The following is a 16,422-nucleotide window of genomic DNA, read 5'->3' as shown; positions in this document are numbered from 1 at the left end:
CGGGAAGGTAACCTGTGGCAAAAGACCGATCACAGCGCGACGAATACACGACCCCCCTGCGCCGCCTGCTGTTGGGGATCGTCGTTCTGTGCCTGCTGGGTATCTTTCTGGTCTGGCGCATCGACAGCCCGCGCGTGGAACGTTTTCGCGCGCAGGTGGTGGACAAGGTTGTGCCCTCGATGGAATGGGCGATGGTGCCTGTCACCGCCACCGTGAACCTGATCCGCGATTTCAAAAGCTATCAGCGGCTGAGCGAGCAGAACCGCGAGCTGCGCAGCGAGCTGCGCCTGATGCGCGCCTGGAAAGAGGCTGCCCTGCAGCTGGAGCAGGAAAACGCGCGGCTGCTGGACCTCAACAACGTCCGCCTCGATCCGCGTCTGACTTATATCACCGGCGTCGTGATGGCCGATAGCGGTTCGCCCTTCCGGCAGTCGGTTCTGCTGAATGTGGGCGAACGCGACGGGATCGTCGATGGCTGGGCCACGATGGACGGGATCGGGCTGGTCGGGCGGATTTCCGGCGTCGGCGCGGACACCGCGCGGGTGATCCTGATGACCGATGCCTCAAGCGCGATACCGGCCACCATTCAGCCCTCGGGCCAGACCGCCCTGATCAAGGGCGACAACACCCCCGCCCCCGCCGTCGAGTTTCTGGAAAACCGCGAGCTTGTCCGCCCCGGTGACCGGGTGATCACCTCCGGTGACGGCGGCGTGTTTCCCGCCGGTCTGCTGATCGGACAGATCGCCGCCGATCCCGGTGGCCGGTTGCGCGTACGCCTGTCGGCCGATTTCGAACGGCTGGAATTCCTGCGGGTTCTGCGCTTTAACGCAGCCCCGCACATCAACGACCCCGGTGGCATCGTCGGCCCCGCACGCCCCGAAGCCGCCCTGACCCCCGAGGAGGCCGTGGATGGATAAACCGGCCTCTCACAACTGGGGAATGCGCGGGCTTTACGTGTGTCTGACAGTTCTGGTGCTGTTCCTGCACCTGCTGCCACTGAACACGCCGCCGGATCGCTGGCCATTTCCCGACATTCTGATCGCGCTGACCTTTGCCTGGGTCCTGCGGCGACCGGACTATGTGCCGACCCTGCTGATTGCCGCCGCGATGCTGATGTCGGACCTGCTGCTGCAACGCCCGCCCGGCCTGATGGCGGCGCTGGTGGTGATCGGCGCGGCTTACCTGCGATCTGCGGCCCCCGGAATGCGGGATGCCGGTTTCGTGGGCGAGTGGACCTCGGTCGCTGTCGTGATCACCGCCATCTTTCTGACTAACCGCATTGTCCTGTCCGTTCTGTCCGTTGAACAAACCGCACTGACCCCGGTGGTCGTGCAACTGGTTCTGACCGTTTTGGCCTATCCGCTGATCGTGTGGCTCAGCCAAAGCGTCTTTGGCATCCGCCGCATGTCCTCGGCGGATGCAAGCGCAGTGGGGTCGCGGGTATGAAACAGCGCAAACCCAAATCTCAGGGACTGGCCTATAAACGGCTGCCACGGCGGGCGCTGGTTCTGGGCGGGTTGCAGGCCGCGTTTGTCGGCGGGCTGGCGGCGCGCATGCGGTTCATGCAGGTGGATCAGGCGGATGAATACCGCCTGCTGGCCGAGGAAAACCGCATCAATATCCGCCTGATCCCGCCAAACCGGGGCCGGATTTACGACCGGAACGGGCAGATTATCAGCCAGAACTCGCCGTCCTACCGCATCGTGATCGTGCGCGAGGATGCGGGCGACGTGGACAAGGTGATCGCCAAACTGTCCGAACTGATCCCGCTGAATGAGGATGAGATCGAGCGCGCCCGCACCGAAATGCGCCGCACCGCCCCGTTCCTGCCGGTCACGCTGGCCGATCAGGTGACGTGGGAAGATATCTCGAAAGTTGCCGTCAACACCCCCGCCCTGCCCGGCGTCACGCCCGAGGTCGGCCTGACGCGCCAATACCCGCGCTACGAGGATTTCGCCCATATCGTCGGCTATGTCGGCCCGGTCAGCGACTATGACCTCAGCCAGATCGAAGACCCCGAGCCGGTGCTGCGCATTCCCCGGTTCCAGATCGGCAAGGTGGGGCTGGAAGCGAAACAGGAAATCTCACTGCGCGGCAAGGCCGGTGCCAAACGCGTCGAGGTCAACGCCACCGGGCGCGTGATGCGCGAACTGGACCGGCAGGAAGGTCAGCCGGGGGCGGACTTGCAGCTTTCGGTCGATGCGGACCTGCAGCAATATGCGCAGGCCCGACTGGCCGGGGAAAGCGCCGCCGCCGTCGTCATTGATTGCGAAACCGGTGACATGCGGGCGATGGCCTCGGCCCCCAGTTTCGATCCCAATCTGTTCGTACGCGGCATCTCGGTCGCGGATTACCAGATATTGACGCAGGACAAGTACCGCCCGCTGGCGAACAAGACCGTGCAGGGCACATACCCGCCGGGCTCGACCTTCAAGATGATCACCGCGCTGGCCGCGCTTCAGGCCGGGGTCATCGGCCCCGGCAACACCGTCTACTGCCCCGGCCACCTGAAGGTCGGCAGCCGCCGCTTCCACTGCTGGAAACGCGGGGGGCATGGGATGGTGGACCTCAACACGTCCCTGAAACGCAGTTGCGACGTTTACTATTACGATGTCGCGATAAAGGTCGGGATCGACAAGATCTCGGACATGGCGCGCACTCTGGGGCTGGGTATCAAGCACGATATACCCATGTCCGCCGTACGCGCCGGTTTGGCCCCCAATCAGGAATGGAAGCGCCGGGTTCATGGCGAGGAATGGCTGATCGGGGATACGGCCAACGCGTCGATCGGGCAGGGGTTCATGCTCGCCTCACCCATGCAACTTGCGGTGATGACGGCACGGATCGCGACCGGTCGCGCCGTCGCGCCCCGCCTGGTGCGGTCGATCAACGGGGTCGAACAGCCGTCAGGTGCGGGGGAACCGCTGGATATCAGCCCCACCAATCTTGAGTACATAAGGCAGGCGATGTGGTCCGTCTCGAACGACCGGCGCGGGACGGCCTATCGCAGCCGCATCATCGCGGATGACTTCCGCATGGCGGGCAAAACCGGCACCAGCCAGGTCCGCAATATCACCAAGGCCGAACGGGCCGCAGGCGTAATCCGCAACGAAGACCTGCCGTGGGAACGCCGCGACCACGCGCTGTTCGTCAGCTTCGCGCCCTATGACAACCCGAAATACGCCATTGCGGTTGTGGTCGAACATGGCGGCGGCGGGTCCAAGGCGGCGGCCCCGGTGGCGCGCGATATCATGCTGCAGGCGCTTTATAACGGCACGCCTCCGCTCGAGGCCTATCCGGTCGGGGATCGCGACCGCATCAAGGAACAGCAAAAACGGCTCGAGGGCGACCGCCGCCCCAAAGCGCGTCCCAGTGAAAAGGACCGCGCATGAGCTATCTTGAATATGCGGTCAAATCCACGCCTTCGGGGTTTCGCAAGTTTCTGTATATGAACTGGCCGCTGACACTGCTCTTGATCAGCACCGCCAGCGCCGGATTTCTGATGTTGTTTTCGGTGGCGGGCGGGTCATGGCGGCCCTGGGCCGAGCCGCAGATGGAACGCTTTGGCCTTGGCCTGACGGCCATGTTCATCATCGCACTGGTGCCGATCTGGTTCTGGCGCAACATGTCGGTTCTGGCCTATCTCGGATCGATCGCCCTGCTGGTGTTTGTCGAGCTGTTTGGAACCATCGGCATGGGCGCGCAGCGCTGGATCGACCTTGGTTTCATGCGGCTGCAACCCTCTGAGGTGATGAAAGTCACGCTGGTGATGCTGCTCGCGGCTTATTACGATTGGCTGCCATCGCACAAAACCTCGCGCCCTTTATGGGTGATCATCCCGGTCATTCTGATCCTGATCCCGACCTTCATGGTCCTGCGCCAGCCGGATCTTGGCACCTCGATCCTGCTGCTGGCCGCAGGCGGGGGGCTGATGTTCCTCGCCGGGGTACACTGGGCCTATTTCGCCGCCGTGATTGCGGCGGTTGTCGGGCTGATCGCAACGGTGTTCAATAGCCGGGGGACCGAGTGGCAGTTGCTGAAGGACTATCAGTTCCGCCGCATCGACACCTTTCTCGACCCTTCCACCGATCCGCTGGGCGCGGGCTATCACATCACCCAGTCTAAGATCGCTTTGGGGTCAGGCGGCTGGAATGGGCGCGGCTTCATGCAGGGCACCCAGTCGCGCCTGAACTTCCTGCCCGAGAAACATACCGATTTCATCTTCACCACACTGGCCGAAGAGTTCGGCTTTGTCGGCGGCATCACTCTGCTGGTGCTTTATGCGCTGATCCTGGTCTTTTGTATGGTCACCGCGCTGTCGACCAAAGACCGGTTTTCGTCGCTGGTCACGCTGGGCATCGCGCTGAACTTCTTCCTGTTCTTTGCCGTCAACATGTCGATGGTGATGGGACTGGCCCCGGTTGTGGGCGTGCCGCTGCCTCTGGTCAGTTATGGCGGGTCGGCGATGCTGGTTCTGATGGCCGCCTTCGGTATCGTGCAAAGCGCCCATATCCACCGTCCCCGCTGATCTGAAAGGCCCTCCATGCCCGTGAACGTCCTGTTTTCCGCGCGCCCTGCCCTGTGGCCGATCTACGAGCCGCTCTTGTCGCAAGGCCTGCACGACGCGGGCCTGGAGTTCAATCTGGCCACTGAGATTGCCCCGGATCAGGTCGATTACATCGTCTATGCCCCCAATAGCGGCTTGCTGGATTTCACCCCCTACACACGCCTCAAGGCAGTTCTGAGCCTGTGGGCCGGTGTCGAGCAGATCGCGGGCAATGAAACCCTGACCGTTCCGCTGGCGCGGATGGTGGATCACGGGCTGACACAGGGCATGACCGAATGGGTCGTCGGCCATGTGCTGCGCTATCACCTTGGCATGGATAAACACATCACAGTTCAGGACGGTGTCTGGACACCCGACGCCCCGCCTCTGGCATCCCAGCGCCGTGTCTGCGTGCTGGGATTGGGGTCACTGGGACAAGCCGCCGCCGAAGCGCTGACCGCGCTGAGTTTTCAGGTGACGGGCTGGAGCCGGACGCAAAAGGATATCCGCGGCGTGACCTGCCTTAGCGGGCCCGAGGGGCTGCGCACAGCCCTGTCACAGGCCGAAATCGTCATCCTTCTGCTGCCCGATACGCCCGCCACCGAGAATACGTTGAACGCCGAAACGCTGGCCTTGCTGCCCAAAGGCGCAAAGATCATCAATCCGGGCCGCGGGCCGCTGATCGACGATGAGGCGCTGCTGGACGCCCTGAACTCGGGTCAGGCGGGCCACGCCACGCTGGACGTGTTCCGCGTTGAGCCCTTGCCGCCGGAACATCCCTATTGGGCACATCCCAACGTGACGGTCACGCCGCATATCGCCTCGGAAACCCGCCCGGTGACCGCCGCGCAGGTCATCTGCGACAACATCCGGCGCGGTGAGGCAGGCGAGCCGTTCCTGCATCTGGTGGACCGCCAGTTGGGATACTGACGGCCCGTCCGGCTCAGGCCGCGATCAGGCCGCGCCCTTTCAGCAGGGCCTCAACCCCCGGCATCCGACCGCGAAAGGCCAGATACAGGTCTTCGGCCTCGCGCGAACCGCCGGTTGACAGGATGTTCTCCTCCAACGCCTTGGCGCGATCGAGGTCAAAGGCGCTGCCAGCCTCTTCAAAGGCGGCGAAGGCGTCGGCATCCATCACCTCGGACCACATGTAGCTGTAGTAGCCCGCGCTATAGCCGTCGCCCGCAAAGACATGCGCAAAATGCGGGGTGGCGTGGCGCATGCCGATGGCGGCTGGCATTCCGATGCCTGCCAGTACTTCGGCCTGTTTCGCCATCGGATCAGCCGGGGCGTCGCCGTCATGAAAGGCCAGATCGACCAGCGCCGAGGCAACATATTCCACCGTCTGGAACCCCTGATCGAAATTGGCGGCTTTCAAAACCTTCTCAAGCATCTCCTGCGGCATGGGTTCACCGGTTTCCGCATGGGTGGCGAATTCGGCCAGAACCTCGGGCACTTCCAGCCAGTGTTCGTAGAGCTGGCTGGGCAGTTCCACAAAATCCCGCGCCACACTGGTGCCCGAGATGCTTTCGTAGGTCACATCCGACAGCATCTGATGCAGGGCGTGGCCGAACTCGTGAAACAGGGTCCGGGCGTCGTCATACGACAGCAGCGAGGGCTCGCCCTTGGCAAAGTTGCAGACATTGGTCACCACCGGGGCCTGATCCTTGGGAAACTTGGCCTGCCCGCGCATGGCGCTGCACCATGCACCCGAGCGTTTCGAGCCGCGCGCGAAGTAATCGCCGATGAACACAGCGATATGCCTGCCGTTCCGCGTGACCTCCCAGGCGCGGCAATCGGGGTGATACAACGGCACGTCCAGCGGCGCGAAGTCCAAGCCGAACAGGCGGCCAGCGCAGGCAAAGGCGGCCTCGATCATCCGGTCCAGTTGCAGATACGGTTTCAGCGCCGCCTCATCCAGATCATGCTCGGCCTTGCGGCGTTTCTCGGCATAGTAGCGCCAGTCCCAAGCTTCCAGAGGGCCGTTCACACCGTCCTCCTGCATCATCCGGGTCAGAATGTCGGCATCGGCGTCGGCGCGCGCCTTGGCGGGTTCCCAGACCTGCATCAACAGATCGCGCACCCGGTCCGGTGTCCGCGCCATTTCGGTTTCCAGCTTGTAGTCGGCGAAGCTGTCATAGCCCAACAAACCAGCCCGTTCTTCGCGCAGCTTCAGAATCTCGGCGGCAATGGCGCGATTGTCCGTTTCGCCACCATTGGCCCCGCGCGCGGCCCAGGCGCGATGTGCCTTTTCGCGCAGATCGCGGCGGGGTGAGAATTGCAGGAAGGGCACGATCAGCGACCGCGACAGGGTCACGACAGGGCCATCGGTCCCCTTTTCCAGCCCCGCCGCGCGCGCGGCATCGGTGACGAAATCGGGCAGGCCCTGCAGGTCTTCTTCGGTCAGGTCCATGAACCACTCCCGCTCATCCGCCAGCAGGTTCTGGGTAAAGGATGTGCCCAATGAGGCCAGCCGGGACTTGATTTCCTGCATCCGGGCATCGTCCTCGCCCTGCAAGGCGGCCCCGGCCCGCACGAAGCCCCGATGGGTCAACATCAGAACGCGGGCCTGTTCGTCGCTCAGGCCCAACTCATCGCGGCGGTCCCACAGATCAGCGACGCGCCGAAACAGGGCCTTGTTCGACGATATCCCCGAAAAATGCGCTGACAGCTTGGGCGAGAATTCGCGCTGCAGCTCTTCCCGTCGGGGATTGCTGTCGGCACCGGCGACGGTGAAGAAAACCGACAGGACCTTGTCCAATGCCTCGCCCGCAGCCTCCAGCGCTTCGATTGTATTGGCGAAGCTGGGCACTTCTGGGTTTGCGGCAATCGCATCGATCTGCGCGTTATGCGCTTGCATCGCCTGTTCCAGCGCGGGCGCGAAGTCATCGTCAGAAATCTGCGCGAAAGGGGCGATTTCAAACGGGGTGGTCCAGTCGGACAGGATCAGGTTGGTCATTGTGATCTCCTTTGCCCCAATAGCTAGGCAAGCCTGCCGTGATGATCCAGATCAGCCGGGGGATTTGATGCTATCAATCCGCCGCGCCACAGACCGGACAGTCAGCGCGGCGCGACAGGGTGATTTTCCGGCTTTCGCCGTAAAGCGCGTCGTAAATCAGCATCTCACCCCGCAGGGCCGCCCCCGCGCCGGTGATCAGCTTGATCGCCTCGACCGCCATCATCGACCCCACCACACCGGGCAAGGGGCCGATCACCCCGGCCTCGGAACAGGAGGGGGCCAAGCCGGCAGCGGGCGCTTCGGGGAAGATGCACTGGTAGCAGGGCGCGCCGTTCGCGGGGTCGAAAACGCTCAGCTGCCCTTCCCATTGCGACAGCGCGCCCGAGATCAGCGGCTTGCCCAAGGCAGCGGCGGTGCGGTTGGCCAGATAGCGGGTTTCGAAATTGTCGGTGCCGTCCATGATCAGATCGAAATCCGCGAACAGGTCCTGGGCGATCTCTTCGGTCAGGCGGCGGTGATAGGGCAAGACAACCACATTCGGGTTTTGCGCCAGCATCGCCTGCTGCGCCGAAAACACCTTGGGCATGCCGATATCAGCGTCGCGGTGGATCACCTGACGTTGCAGGTTGGCGTTCTCGACCTCGTCATCGTCGATCACTCCGATTGTGCCCACACCAGCCGCTGCCAGATATTGCAGCACCGGCGCGCCAAGGCCGCCCGCGCCAATCACCAGAACCCGCGCCTGTTTCAATCTCTTCTGCCCCGGTCCCCCAAGCTCGCGCAGCACGATATGGCGCGCATAGCGTTCCAGTTCGGTTTCGCTGAATCGGTCGGATGGCATGGCGGGCTCCTGATCTGACGCGGGCGTGGCGCGGTTGCGCAACGCCTTCAGCCCTTTGCCATACAGCAAAATCAGCGCGGCGAAACCCGCCAGGATCAGCCACGGTGCGGCAGTGCCACCCGTTGCCTGACGCAAGGGGTGCCCGTCAGGCAGGATCAGTTGGGCGATGATCACCCCCAGCAGCAGCACGCCAATCGAGACCGTGCGGGCGGTGCGGGACACGCCCGCCAGATAGCCGACACCCCAAAGCCCTGCGCACAGGATCAGGATCAGCAGCATCAGCTGCGCCCGGTCGAGCCGAAACCCCCGGCCCCGCGCGCGGTATCGCCCAGCGCCTCGACCGGCTCAAAAACGGCCTGCACGACGGGGGCGACCACCAATTGCGCGATGCGTTCGCCATGGGCGATCTCGAACCGTTCCTGCCCGGCGTTCAGCACGATCACGCCCAGCGGGCCGCGATAATCGCTGTCGATGGTGCCCGGCGTGTTGGGCAGCGTGATGCCGTGTTTCAGCGCAAGGCCCGAGCGGGGTCGCACCTGCACCTCGTACCCGCTGGGGATCTCGATCCGCAATCCGGTGGGCACCAAAGCGCGTTGGCCGGGCTCCAGCATGATGGAAGCGCCACCCGGCAGGTTGGCGCGCACATCCGCCCCGGCGGCGCCGGTTGTCTCGTACGAGGGCAAAGCCACCGACGCATCGGCCCAGTCTTCGCGGATCACACGAATTGCTACCATCATTGCACCTCTTGCTTTTTTGCTTTGCCTTACCCCGCCAGAGCGTCGGCAATTTTTCTGGCCAGCCGATCCGCCACCGCATCCTTGCCCATACGCGGCCAGTCTTCGGCCCCGTCATCCGAGATCAGGATCACCGCGTTTTCCGACCCGCCCATGATGCCGGTGGCCGGGCTGACATCGTTGGCGACGATCCAGTCACATCCCTTGCGCGCCCGTTTGGCGGTTGCGTTTTCGACAACATCATTGGTTTCCGCCGCAAATCCGACCACCAGCTCGGGCCGCCCCGATCCCATCTGCGCGACCCGTTTCAAAATGTCGGGGTTTTCCGCGAACTCCAGCGACGGCAGCCCGTCGCGGCTTTTCTTCAACTTCCGGTCCGAGGCTGTTGCCACCCGCCAATCGGCCACCGCAGCGGCAAACACGCCCGCATCCACGGGCAGGGCAGTGTCGACCGCATCCAACATCTGCTGGGCGGTTTCCACCCGCACGACCTGCACGCCATCGGGCGGCGGGACATCGGCAGGGCCGGTGACAAAGACCACATCGGCCCCCAGCGCTGACAGCGCCCGCGCCACCGCTGTTCCTTGTGCGCCCGAGGACCGGTTGGCGATGTAACGCACAGGATCAATCGGTTCATGCGTCGGGCCGGAGGTCACCAGAATGCGCTTCCCTTTCAGCGGCCCATCGGCGAGTTGCGCTTCGACCGCCGCAACAATCTCCAACGGTTCGGACATACGGCCCGGACCATATTCGCCGCAGGCCATATCGCCTTCGTTGGGGCCGACAAAACGCACCCCATCCGCCTGCAATTGCTGCAGGTTGCGGCGGGTCGCGGGATGATCCCACATGCGCACGTTCATCGCAGGCGCACACAGAACCGGCGTATCCGTCGCCATCAACAGGGTCGAGGCCAGATCATTGGCCAGACCCGACGCCATCTTGCCCATCATGTCCGCCGTCGCCGGGGCCACAACGATCAGATCGGCCGATCGGGACAGCTGGATATGGCCCATCTCGGCCTCATCCGTCAGGTCGAACAGATCGCGAAAGACCTTTTCGCCCGCCAGCGCCGACACCGACAGGGGCGTCACAAACTCCTCGGCTGCGCGGGTCAGAACCGGCGTCACGGCTGCGCCACGCTCTTTCAGCCGCCGGATCAGGTCCAGCGACTTGTAGGCCGCGATGCCGCCGCCAATGATCAGCAGAATGCGCTTGGATGCCAGCATGTTCAGCCCTTCCCGTTCCGGTCGATCCTGACATTAGGCAAGGCCAACAGGTAGTTCCAGCGGTTAATTCTGCTTATCAAAAGCCTTGCAGGGGTCTGCGCGCTCGACCGAGGGGCTGTCAATCACCGCGTCGAATTCGCCATCAATAGCGCCATCCTCGGATTGCCCCAGAACATAGACCTTCAGCCCCGGACGCAGGCGCGACAGGAAGGTCGGGATGCCGCGATCCTTGCGGGCATGCCCGTTTCCGGTGATCACCGCCACCGGCCCGCCCGTATCCTCGGTGGCCTGCAAGATCGCCCGCGTCAGAACCGCATCGCGCAGGCGCTGGATGGCAACCATCTGAGGCAAAGCCTCGGCCGGCAGGGCGTCGCAATGGGCGGCCAGTTGATCGGCCTCGCGCGCGGCCTGTTCGTCGGGCGGCAGCGGGACTGTCAGCCCATACCGGGCCGCATCCGCGCCCAGCGCCGTCGCGGCACCACGTTCCATCGCCGCACGGGCGGCGCTGCGCGGAACCATGGCCCCGTACACCGGCGCGTTCGTCGCCTGAAACACCGGGTAATACATGCTGAGCGGTGGCCAGCCGGTTTCGGCCCACTTCAAGATCCGCTCAAGCTCTTCGGTATTGGAAACGGCCTTTTGCGCCAAGCGCTGCGCGCCTTCTTCGGTGATCATTTCCCATACCACGGCAGTGGGTTCGATCACCTCAATCGCTTCGGCCTGTACCTTGTGGTGCCGGGGATTGTCGTGGATTTCGCCAAGAAGGATCACATCCGCCGCCTGCATCGACGCGGCCACGTCATCCGTGATCATGCCTGAAGCCAAGCCCGGGCGCGCCAGGACAAGTGTCAGAGCACTCAGCAGAATCGCAAGGTGTTTCATGCGATGAAGTGTTGCACCTCGCGCGATTGCGCTTCAAGGTTCTTGCGCATTTTCACAAAAGCCGCGGCCTCGAGCTGGCGCACGCGCTCTTTCGACAGGCCCAGCTCATTGCCCAGGCTTTCCAGCGTCCGCGCCGGTTCGCGCAGCTTGCGTTCGCGCACGATTAAGCGCTCGCGTTCGTTCAGCGACTGCATCGCCGTCAACAACCATTCGCGTAGTTGCCGTGTATCATGGCGATGCTCGACGGCCTCGGCGGCCTGTTCCCGCTCATCCTCCAGCGCGTCGATCCACTCGCGCCCATCCTCATCCGCCGACTGCACCGCGTTCAGCGAGAAGTCCGAGCCGGACAGGCGGCCCTCCATCATCTCGACATCGCGCAGGGGAACGCCGATTTCGGTGGCGATCATCTGGTGCAGCTGATGCCGGTCCAGTCGCATCCCTTCGGTTGCCGCCTCACGCTCCAACCGGGCCTGCACGCGGCGCATGTTGAAAAACAGCGATTTCTGGGACGAGGTCGATCCGGTCCGCACCATCGACCAGTTGCGCATCACGTAATCCTGAATGCTGGCCTTGATCCACCACACCGCATAGGTCGAAAACCGCACGCCGCGATCCGGGTCGAACTTGTCGGCCGCTTTCATCAGGCCCAGACCGGCCTCTTGAATCAGATCGTTCATCGGCGCGCCGTAGCGCTTGAACTTGGCGGCCATCGAGATAGCTAATCGCATATAGGCAGTGATCAGACGGTGCAGGGCCTTTTCGTCGCGCTGGTCGCGCCAGGCATAGGCCAGTTGCAATTCGGTCTCTGCATCCAGCAACTCGGCCTTCATCGCCTGCCGGGACATCGAAAAATCGGTCGCGTTGTCCAGTGCCATGAAACTCTCCCCTTTTTCGCTGGCGCAGGCCGGGCTTGCCTTGCCGACCTAGGGTCGATACGCAGAGCAAAACCACGTGGATCACTTGGAAGGTAAGAATTGTGTATCCCAATTTAACCTTTGTGCTGGGTGGGGCCGCGTCGGGGAAGTCTGTTTTGGCAGAACAACTTGTTGTTTCATCAGGGAAAAAACGCGTCTATATCGCGACATCACAAGTGTTTGATGATGAGATGCGGCAGAAGGTTCAGCGCCATCTGGCCCAGCGGGGCGATGGCTGGGAAACGGTCGAGGCCCCTTTTGACCTTGCTCCGGTTCTGGCCGGTCTGACGGCGGATCAGGCCTGCCTGATCGACTGCGCCACGATGTGGCTGACCAACCATCTGCTGGCCGAAAACGATCTGGAACAGGCCCAAACCGCACTGCTTGGGGCGCTGCGTAGCTGCGCTGCGCCAATTGTCATCGTCTCGAACGAGGTCGGCCACGGGATCGTCCCCGAAAACGCGATGGCCCGTAAATTTCGCGAGGCGCAGGGGCGGCTGAACATCGCGCTGGGGGCGCAAGCCGATCTGGTGGTTCAGGTCACGGCGGGCCTGCCGCTGGTGCTGAAGGGGCAATTGCCGTGACGCGGCTGCATCTTGTCCGGCACGGGCCGACGCACGCCAAAACCATGGTCGGCTGGTCCGACATCCCCGCCGACCTCAGCGACAAAGCCGCGCTGGCCCGGCTGCACAACCATCTTCCGCCTGATGCGCTGGTCGTATCCTCAGACCTTTCGCGCGCCGTCGACACTGCGTCAGCCATTCAAGGCGCGCGCCGCCGACTGCCACATCATCCCGACCTGCGAGAGATCAATTTCGGCACATGGGAACTGCGCTCGTTCGCCGAAATCGAAGCCGTAGACCCCGATCTCGCCTTCGCCTATTGGGACGCCCCCGGCGAGGTGCGCCCGCCGCAGGGCGAAAGCTGGAATCAGGTGCGCGCACGGGTGGATGCGGTGATCGACAGGCTGATCGCAACCCATAGGGGGTCCGATCTGGTGGTCGTGGCGCATTTCGGCGTGATCCTGACCCAGATCCAGCGCGCCCTGAATCTGAACGCGCAACAGGCGTTTTCGCATCGGATCGACAACCTCTCGGTCACCGAGGTCATGTTTGACGGTCAGACATGGTCGGCAGGGGCGATCAATCACCTTCCGTGATGCGGCCACGCACAAAACTCTGATTTACGGAAGCGCGGGCCTGCGCCATCGTCGGGTCATGACCTATGACCTCTTTATCGGCGACCGCCTGTTTTCAAGCTGGTCCCTGCGCGGCTGGCTGATGCTGGAAAAGTTCGGCCTGCCCTATCGCAGCCACATGATCGGGCTCTATTCGGGCACGATGGCTGAAGATATGAAACCGCTGGCCCCGGCCCGTCTGGTGCCCGCCCTGCGCTTGCCCGACGGCACGGTGGTCGGCGAAAGCCTGGCCATCGCCGAGACGCTGGCCGAACGCCACCCCGAGGCCGGCCTGTGGCCGCAAGACCCCGCCGCGCGCGCAACCGCCCGATGGCTGTGTGCCGAGATGGTGGCCGGGTTCGACGCCCTGCGCGGCGAATGTGCGATGCAGTTGCGGCATGTTTGGCAGGGGTTTGCCCCATCCGAGGAAACGCTGGCCGATTTGCAGCGGATCGAGGCGCTTTGGGCGCACGCGCGGCAGGTCTCCGGGGCCGAAAGTGGCCCGCTTTTCGGGGCCTATTCGCTGGCGGATGTGTTCTATACGCCGGTGGCGGCGCGGATCATCGGCTATGGCCTGCCGGTGTCGTCCGCCACTCGCGACTACTGCCTGCACCTGCTGTCGGATATATCCGCCCGGCAATGGCGCGCGATGGGTCTGACGGTGTCCTACGATCCGTTTCCCTATCCCCAGGACTTGCCATCCGCGCCGTGGCCCATCGGAGGAGAATCCTCGGCCAAAGCGGTCACCGAGGGGCCATCGATCAACCCCGCCTGCCCCTATTCCGGCAAACCCGTCACGGATTTTCTGGAGCTCGACGGGCAGCGCTGGGGCTTCTGCAACCCGTTCTGCCGCGACAAAACCGTGGCCGATCCGCAGGCCTGGCCCAAATTCACCGCCCTGCGCGAGGCCGTTAACGATTCCTAAACCGCCGCCATGGCAGCAACATCCTGTTAACCAAGAAACAGGATTGCCATGGTCGCCCGTGCCCACACCGTAGCCTTTCAGGGGGTCGATGCCCGCCCGGTCGAGGTGCAATGCGCCGTATCCCCCGGCCTGCCCGCCTTTTCCATTGTCGGACTGCCCGACAAGGCGGTGTCCGAGGCGCGCGACCGGGTGCGCAGCGCGCTCAGTTCGATGGCCATCGCGCTGCCGTCCAAGCGGATCACCATCAACCTGTCTCCGGCCGACCTGCCGAAAGAGGGCAGCCATTTCGACCTGCCCATCGCTGTAGCGCTTTTATCGGCGCTGGACATCATCCCCTCGGACGCCGCCGAAGGAACCGTTGCGCTGGGTGAATTGTCACTGGACGGATCGCTGGTGCCCGTCGTCGGTGCCCTGCCCGCTGCGATGACCGCCGCCGCCGAGGATCGCGCCCTGCTCTGTCCCCGCGCCTCAAGCGCCGAGGCGGCTTGGGTCGACGCCACGCAGGTGATCGGGGCCGGGTCTTTGGGCGATGTGGTCCGCCATTTCTCGGGCCAGTCGCCACTGCCAGCAGCGCAGCCCGGCGAGGTCAATCTGGCCCCCAGCGCCCGCGATCTGCGCGACGTCAAGGGGCAGGAACGGGCCAAGCGCGCGCTGGAAATCGCCGCTGCCGGGCGACATCACCTGATTAATATTTGTCTAATTAGTTCCCATGGAGACTATTGATGGAGCTTTGATTTGGATTACCTGTAGGCTAAGCTATTCGTCAGGCTTTCCAGTGCACTAACCTTATGATCCTGAATGAAATTTGAACCAAAACTAAGAATATCTTTCAACGGTCAGCTAATCGACAAGCAGCCGCCAACCGAAACCCGCTTTTATGCGCAAGGATTTAAATCGGACGAAGTTTCACTGAGTGAACTTGAAGATAACATTCGGCTTGGCTTCGCCTTCAGCTACCAGTTTGAAAACGGATATCGAATAAGTGAGGGCTTCTTAGCAACAGATATCTTGGTCGTTGACATTGATGGCGGGCTCAAAATTCACGAGTGCCTAGACTTGCCATTAGTCGAGAATTTTTGCTCGCTACTCTATACGACCGTCAGCCACACGATTGACCATCATCGCTATCGCTTGATTTTTGCTTTGCCACGAACCATCACCGATCCAAATGAGGTATCGTTCGCCTCTAAAGCACTCGCTCAACGGCTTGATGGTGATCTAAGATCAACTAACCCAGCGGCCCTCTTCATGGGTTCTACAGGTTGCCACATCGAACGAGTTGGCCAAGCGATTGCAAACGACTTTCTAGACGAGCTGATTGAAGATGGCAGCACTATCACTTCAGGGTATCCAGAGGTCTGACAGGTACCGGATAGATATTCGGATACCCGATCATCAATCAAATCTCTGTCAGAAACCGACGGACCTAACAATCACTGCCGGAGCCAGAGATCTGAAAACAAGGAGGATCAAAATGAAGTCGACATCCACCAATCCACCGTTTCCTGGAATCCTGATGAACTTCAGGATTCCGTCTAACCTGAAATCTGATTTTCAGGAGGTTTGCCGACACCAGCATGTCAGCATGACCGCTAGGTTGAATCTGATGATCCGGGATTTCCTTGAAGAACAAGAGACCGGATCAAGAGTAACAAGTCCGAAACCCAAAAGACGATCCGACTGGGACACAGGAGACGCCTGGAGAGACCGTCTCCATGGTTGATGATAAATCCAACACGGCGATGTCTGCCGACACTCAGGCGGCGACCAGAGCTCCCGGGAGGATGATCAGGTTTCGGGAGTGGTGGACTCTTGATGAGGCAAGGACGAGATCGAAGCCAAAGATTGATCCCGTGAAGCAAGCGTTAAGGCAGATGGACCTGCTGACCCGGAAGATCGACAGAAGTCCCAGGTCACGAAGCCGAGATAGAAATCTGGCTCGGCAGAACCGAATTCTGGCTATGATGGCGGTTCGGCTGGCTCGGTCAAGTCAGAGAGCCAACCTGAATCGAGCCCGATGGCGCTGCCCGCGATTGAAATGTCAACTGAATTGAGGTTCCACCACGAATGCCCGACGGTCATTTACAACAATAGATGGGTTTTTACTCCAATTTCTATTAATGTCATCTTTGAGGCGAGGTAGCGAATACGCCCACCTAGAAATTAAGATACTCAAATCTTGGAGGTTGATCATATCCATGGAAGCTATTCAAAACGG

At 62.3% G+C, this 16,422-nt stretch carries 15 protein-coding genes and 1 pseudogene; 10 read left to right on the top strand and 6 right to left on the bottom strand.

All coding sequences use genetic code 11. The annotated features are described in order from the left end of the window. The first annotated feature begins 14 nt into the window (after positions 1-14). From mreC to ACR0K1_RS11690, 5 genes are read left to right on the top strand one after another with little or no spacing between them, the layout of a single operon-like run. Positions 15-917, top strand: a complete 903-nt coding sequence (gene mreC / locus ACR0K1_RS11710; RefSeq protein ID WP_480614334.1) for a rod shape-determining protein MreC — start codon at positions 15-17, stop codon at positions 915-917. After that, positions 910-1,446 carry a rod shape-determining protein MreD gene (locus tag ACR0K1_RS11705; protein WP_480850712.1) on the top strand — a complete coding sequence of 179 codons (537 nt, stop codon included), beginning with the start codon at positions 910-912 and terminating at the stop codon, positions 1,444-1,446. Before mreC ends, ACR0K1_RS11705 begins: the two co-directional genes overlap by 8 nt. Further along, positions 1,443-3,392: a penicillin-binding protein 2 gene (gene mrdA, locus ACR0K1_RS11700; RefSeq protein WP_480614329.1), complete on the top strand. Its 1,950-nt coding sequence runs from the start codon at positions 1,443-1,445 to the stop codon at positions 3,390-3,392. The genes ACR0K1_RS11705 and mrdA overlap by 4 nt, the downstream gene beginning before the upstream one ends. Next, the gene (gene rodA / locus ACR0K1_RS11695; protein WP_480614326.1) at positions 3,389-4,528 is read left to right on the top strand and encodes a rod shape-determining protein RodA; all 1,140 of its coding nucleotides are present in this window, start codon (positions 3,389-3,391) and stop codon (positions 4,526-4,528) included. Before mrdA ends, rodA begins: the two co-directional genes overlap by 4 nt. Positions 4,529-4,543: 15 nt before the next feature. Beyond that, positions 4,544-5,476 (top strand): 2-hydroxyacid dehydrogenase, encoded by a 933-nt coding sequence (locus tag ACR0K1_RS11690; RefSeq protein WP_480850709.1) that lies wholly within the window; start codon positions 4,544-4,546, stop codon positions 5,474-5,476. A 13-nt stretch (positions 5,477-5,489) separates the two neighbouring features. Here ACR0K1_RS11690 and ACR0K1_RS11685 read toward each other — a convergent pair whose 3' ends face one another. From ACR0K1_RS11685 to ACR0K1_RS11660, 6 genes are all read right to left on the bottom strand, one after another. Continuing rightward, entirely contained in the window at positions 5,490-7,505 is a 2,016-nt protein-coding gene (locus tag ACR0K1_RS11685) for a M3 family metallopeptidase (protein WP_480850707.1), read from the bottom strand. A 73-nt stretch (positions 7,506-7,578) separates the two neighbouring features. After that, entirely contained in the window at positions 7,579-8,625 is a 1,047-nt protein-coding gene (locus ACR0K1_RS11680) for a HesA/MoeB/ThiF family protein (RefSeq protein ID WP_480614318.1), read from the bottom strand. Next, on the bottom strand, positions 8,625-9,083 hold the full coding sequence (gene dut / locus ACR0K1_RS11675) for a dUTP diphosphatase (RefSeq protein WP_480614315.1): 459 nt from the start codon (positions 9,081-9,083) through the stop codon (positions 8,625-8,627). Before dut ends, ACR0K1_RS11680 begins: the two co-directional genes overlap by 1 nt. A gap of 26 nt (positions 9,084-9,109) precedes the next feature. Then, positions 9,110-10,306, bottom strand: coding sequence for a bifunctional phosphopantothenoylcysteine decarboxylase/phosphopantothenate--cysteine ligase CoaBC (gene coaBC, locus ACR0K1_RS11670; RefSeq protein ID WP_480614312.1), 1,197 nt, complete (start codon positions 10,304-10,306; stop codon positions 9,110-9,112). A 63-nt stretch (positions 10,307-10,369) separates the two neighbouring features. Beyond that, on the bottom strand, positions 10,370-11,188 hold the full coding sequence (locus tag ACR0K1_RS11665) for a ChaN family lipoprotein (protein WP_480614309.1): 819 nt from the start codon (positions 11,186-11,188) through the stop codon (positions 10,370-10,372). Beyond that, positions 11,185-12,063: an RNA polymerase factor sigma-32 gene (locus tag ACR0K1_RS11660; RefSeq protein WP_480614306.1), complete on the bottom strand. Its 879-nt coding sequence runs from the start codon at positions 12,061-12,063 to the stop codon at positions 11,185-11,187. The genes ACR0K1_RS11665 and ACR0K1_RS11660 overlap by 4 nt, the downstream gene beginning before the upstream one ends. Positions 12,064-12,164: 101 nt before the next feature. Here ACR0K1_RS11660 and cobU point away from each other — a divergent pair, with 101 nt between their 5' ends. The 5 genes and pseudogenes from cobU to ACR0K1_RS11635 all read left to right on the top strand — a co-directional run bounded on the left by cobU (position 12,165) and on the right by ACR0K1_RS11635 (position 15,566). Further along, positions 12,165-12,686 (top strand): bifunctional adenosylcobinamide kinase/adenosylcobinamide-phosphate guanylyltransferase, encoded by a 522-nt coding sequence (cobU, locus tag ACR0K1_RS11655; protein WP_480614303.1) that lies wholly within the window; start codon positions 12,165-12,167, stop codon positions 12,684-12,686. Further along, on the top strand, positions 12,683-13,261 hold the full coding sequence (locus ACR0K1_RS11650) for a histidine phosphatase family protein (RefSeq protein WP_480850703.1): 579 nt from the start codon (positions 12,683-12,685) through the stop codon (positions 13,259-13,261). The genes cobU and ACR0K1_RS11650 overlap by 4 nt, the downstream gene beginning before the upstream one ends. Positions 13,262-13,319: 58 nt before the next feature. Further along, positions 13,320-14,204, top strand: a complete 885-nt coding sequence (locus ACR0K1_RS11645; RefSeq protein ID WP_480614298.1) for a glutathione S-transferase N-terminal domain-containing protein — start codon at positions 13,320-13,322, stop codon at positions 14,202-14,204. Between the two features lie 48 nt (positions 14,205-14,252). Beyond that, a pseudogene (locus ACR0K1_RS11640) lies at positions 14,253-14,897 on the top strand (magnesium chelatase domain-containing protein); the annotation flags it as partial. 105 nt (positions 14,898-15,002) lie between these two features. Continuing rightward, positions 15,003-15,566, top strand: coding sequence for a hypothetical protein (locus tag ACR0K1_RS11635; protein ID WP_480850700.1), 564 nt, complete (start codon positions 15,003-15,005; stop codon positions 15,564-15,566). The last annotated feature ends 856 nt before the right edge of the window (positions 15,567-16,422 follow it).

It is taken from the genome of Ruegeria sp. F5, from assembly GCF_056533845.1.
Note: the sequence above shows the minus strand (reverse complement) of the source record. Positions and strands in the feature narration are given on the sequence as shown.

What these genes read in the sequence shown, in the direction of transcription:
- ACR0K1_RS11705 (WP_480850712.1), top strand. Translation starts at nt 910, where the DNA reads ATGGATAAACCGGCCTCTCACAACTGGGGAATGCGCGGGCTTTACGTG.
- mrdA (WP_480614329.1), top strand. Translation starts at nt 1,443, where the DNA reads ATGAAACAGCGCAAACCCAAATCTCAGGGACTGGCCTATAAACGGCTG.
- rodA (WP_480614326.1), top strand. Translation starts at nt 3,389, where the DNA reads ATGAGCTATCTTGAATATGCGGTCAAATCCACGCCTTCGGGGTTTCGC.
- ACR0K1_RS11690 (WP_480850709.1), top strand. Translation starts at nt 4,544, where the DNA reads ATGCCCGTGAACGTCCTGTTTTCCGCGCGCCCTGCCCTGTGGCCGATC.
- ACR0K1_RS11685 (WP_480850707.1), bottom strand. Translation starts at nt 7,505, where the DNA reads ATGACCAACCTGATCCTGTCCGACTGGACCACCCCGTTTGAAATCGCC.
- ACR0K1_RS11680 (WP_480614318.1), bottom strand. Translation starts at nt 8,625, where the DNA reads ATGCTGCTGATCCTGATCCTGTGCGCAGGGCTTTGGGGTGTCGGCTAT.
- dut (WP_480614315.1), bottom strand. Translation starts at nt 9,083, where the DNA reads ATGATGGTAGCAATTCGTGTGATCCGCGAAGACTGGGCCGATGCGTCG.
- coaBC (WP_480614312.1), bottom strand. Translation starts at nt 10,306, where the DNA reads ATGCTGGCATCCAAGCGCATTCTGCTGATCATTGGCGGCGGCATCGCG.
- ACR0K1_RS11665 (WP_480614309.1), bottom strand. Translation starts at nt 11,188, where the DNA reads ATGAAACACCTTGCGATTCTGCTGAGTGCTCTGACACTTGTCCTGGCG.
- ACR0K1_RS11660 (WP_480614306.1), bottom strand. Translation starts at nt 12,063, where the DNA reads ATGGCACTGGACAACGCGACCGATTTTTCGATGTCCCGGCAGGCGATG.
- ACR0K1_RS11645 (WP_480614298.1), top strand. Translation starts at nt 13,320, where the DNA reads ATGACCTATGACCTCTTTATCGGCGACCGCCTGTTTTCAAGCTGGTCC.
- ACR0K1_RS11635 (WP_480850700.1), top strand. Translation starts at nt 15,003, where the DNA reads ATGAAATTTGAACCAAAACTAAGAATATCTTTCAACGGTCAGCTAATC.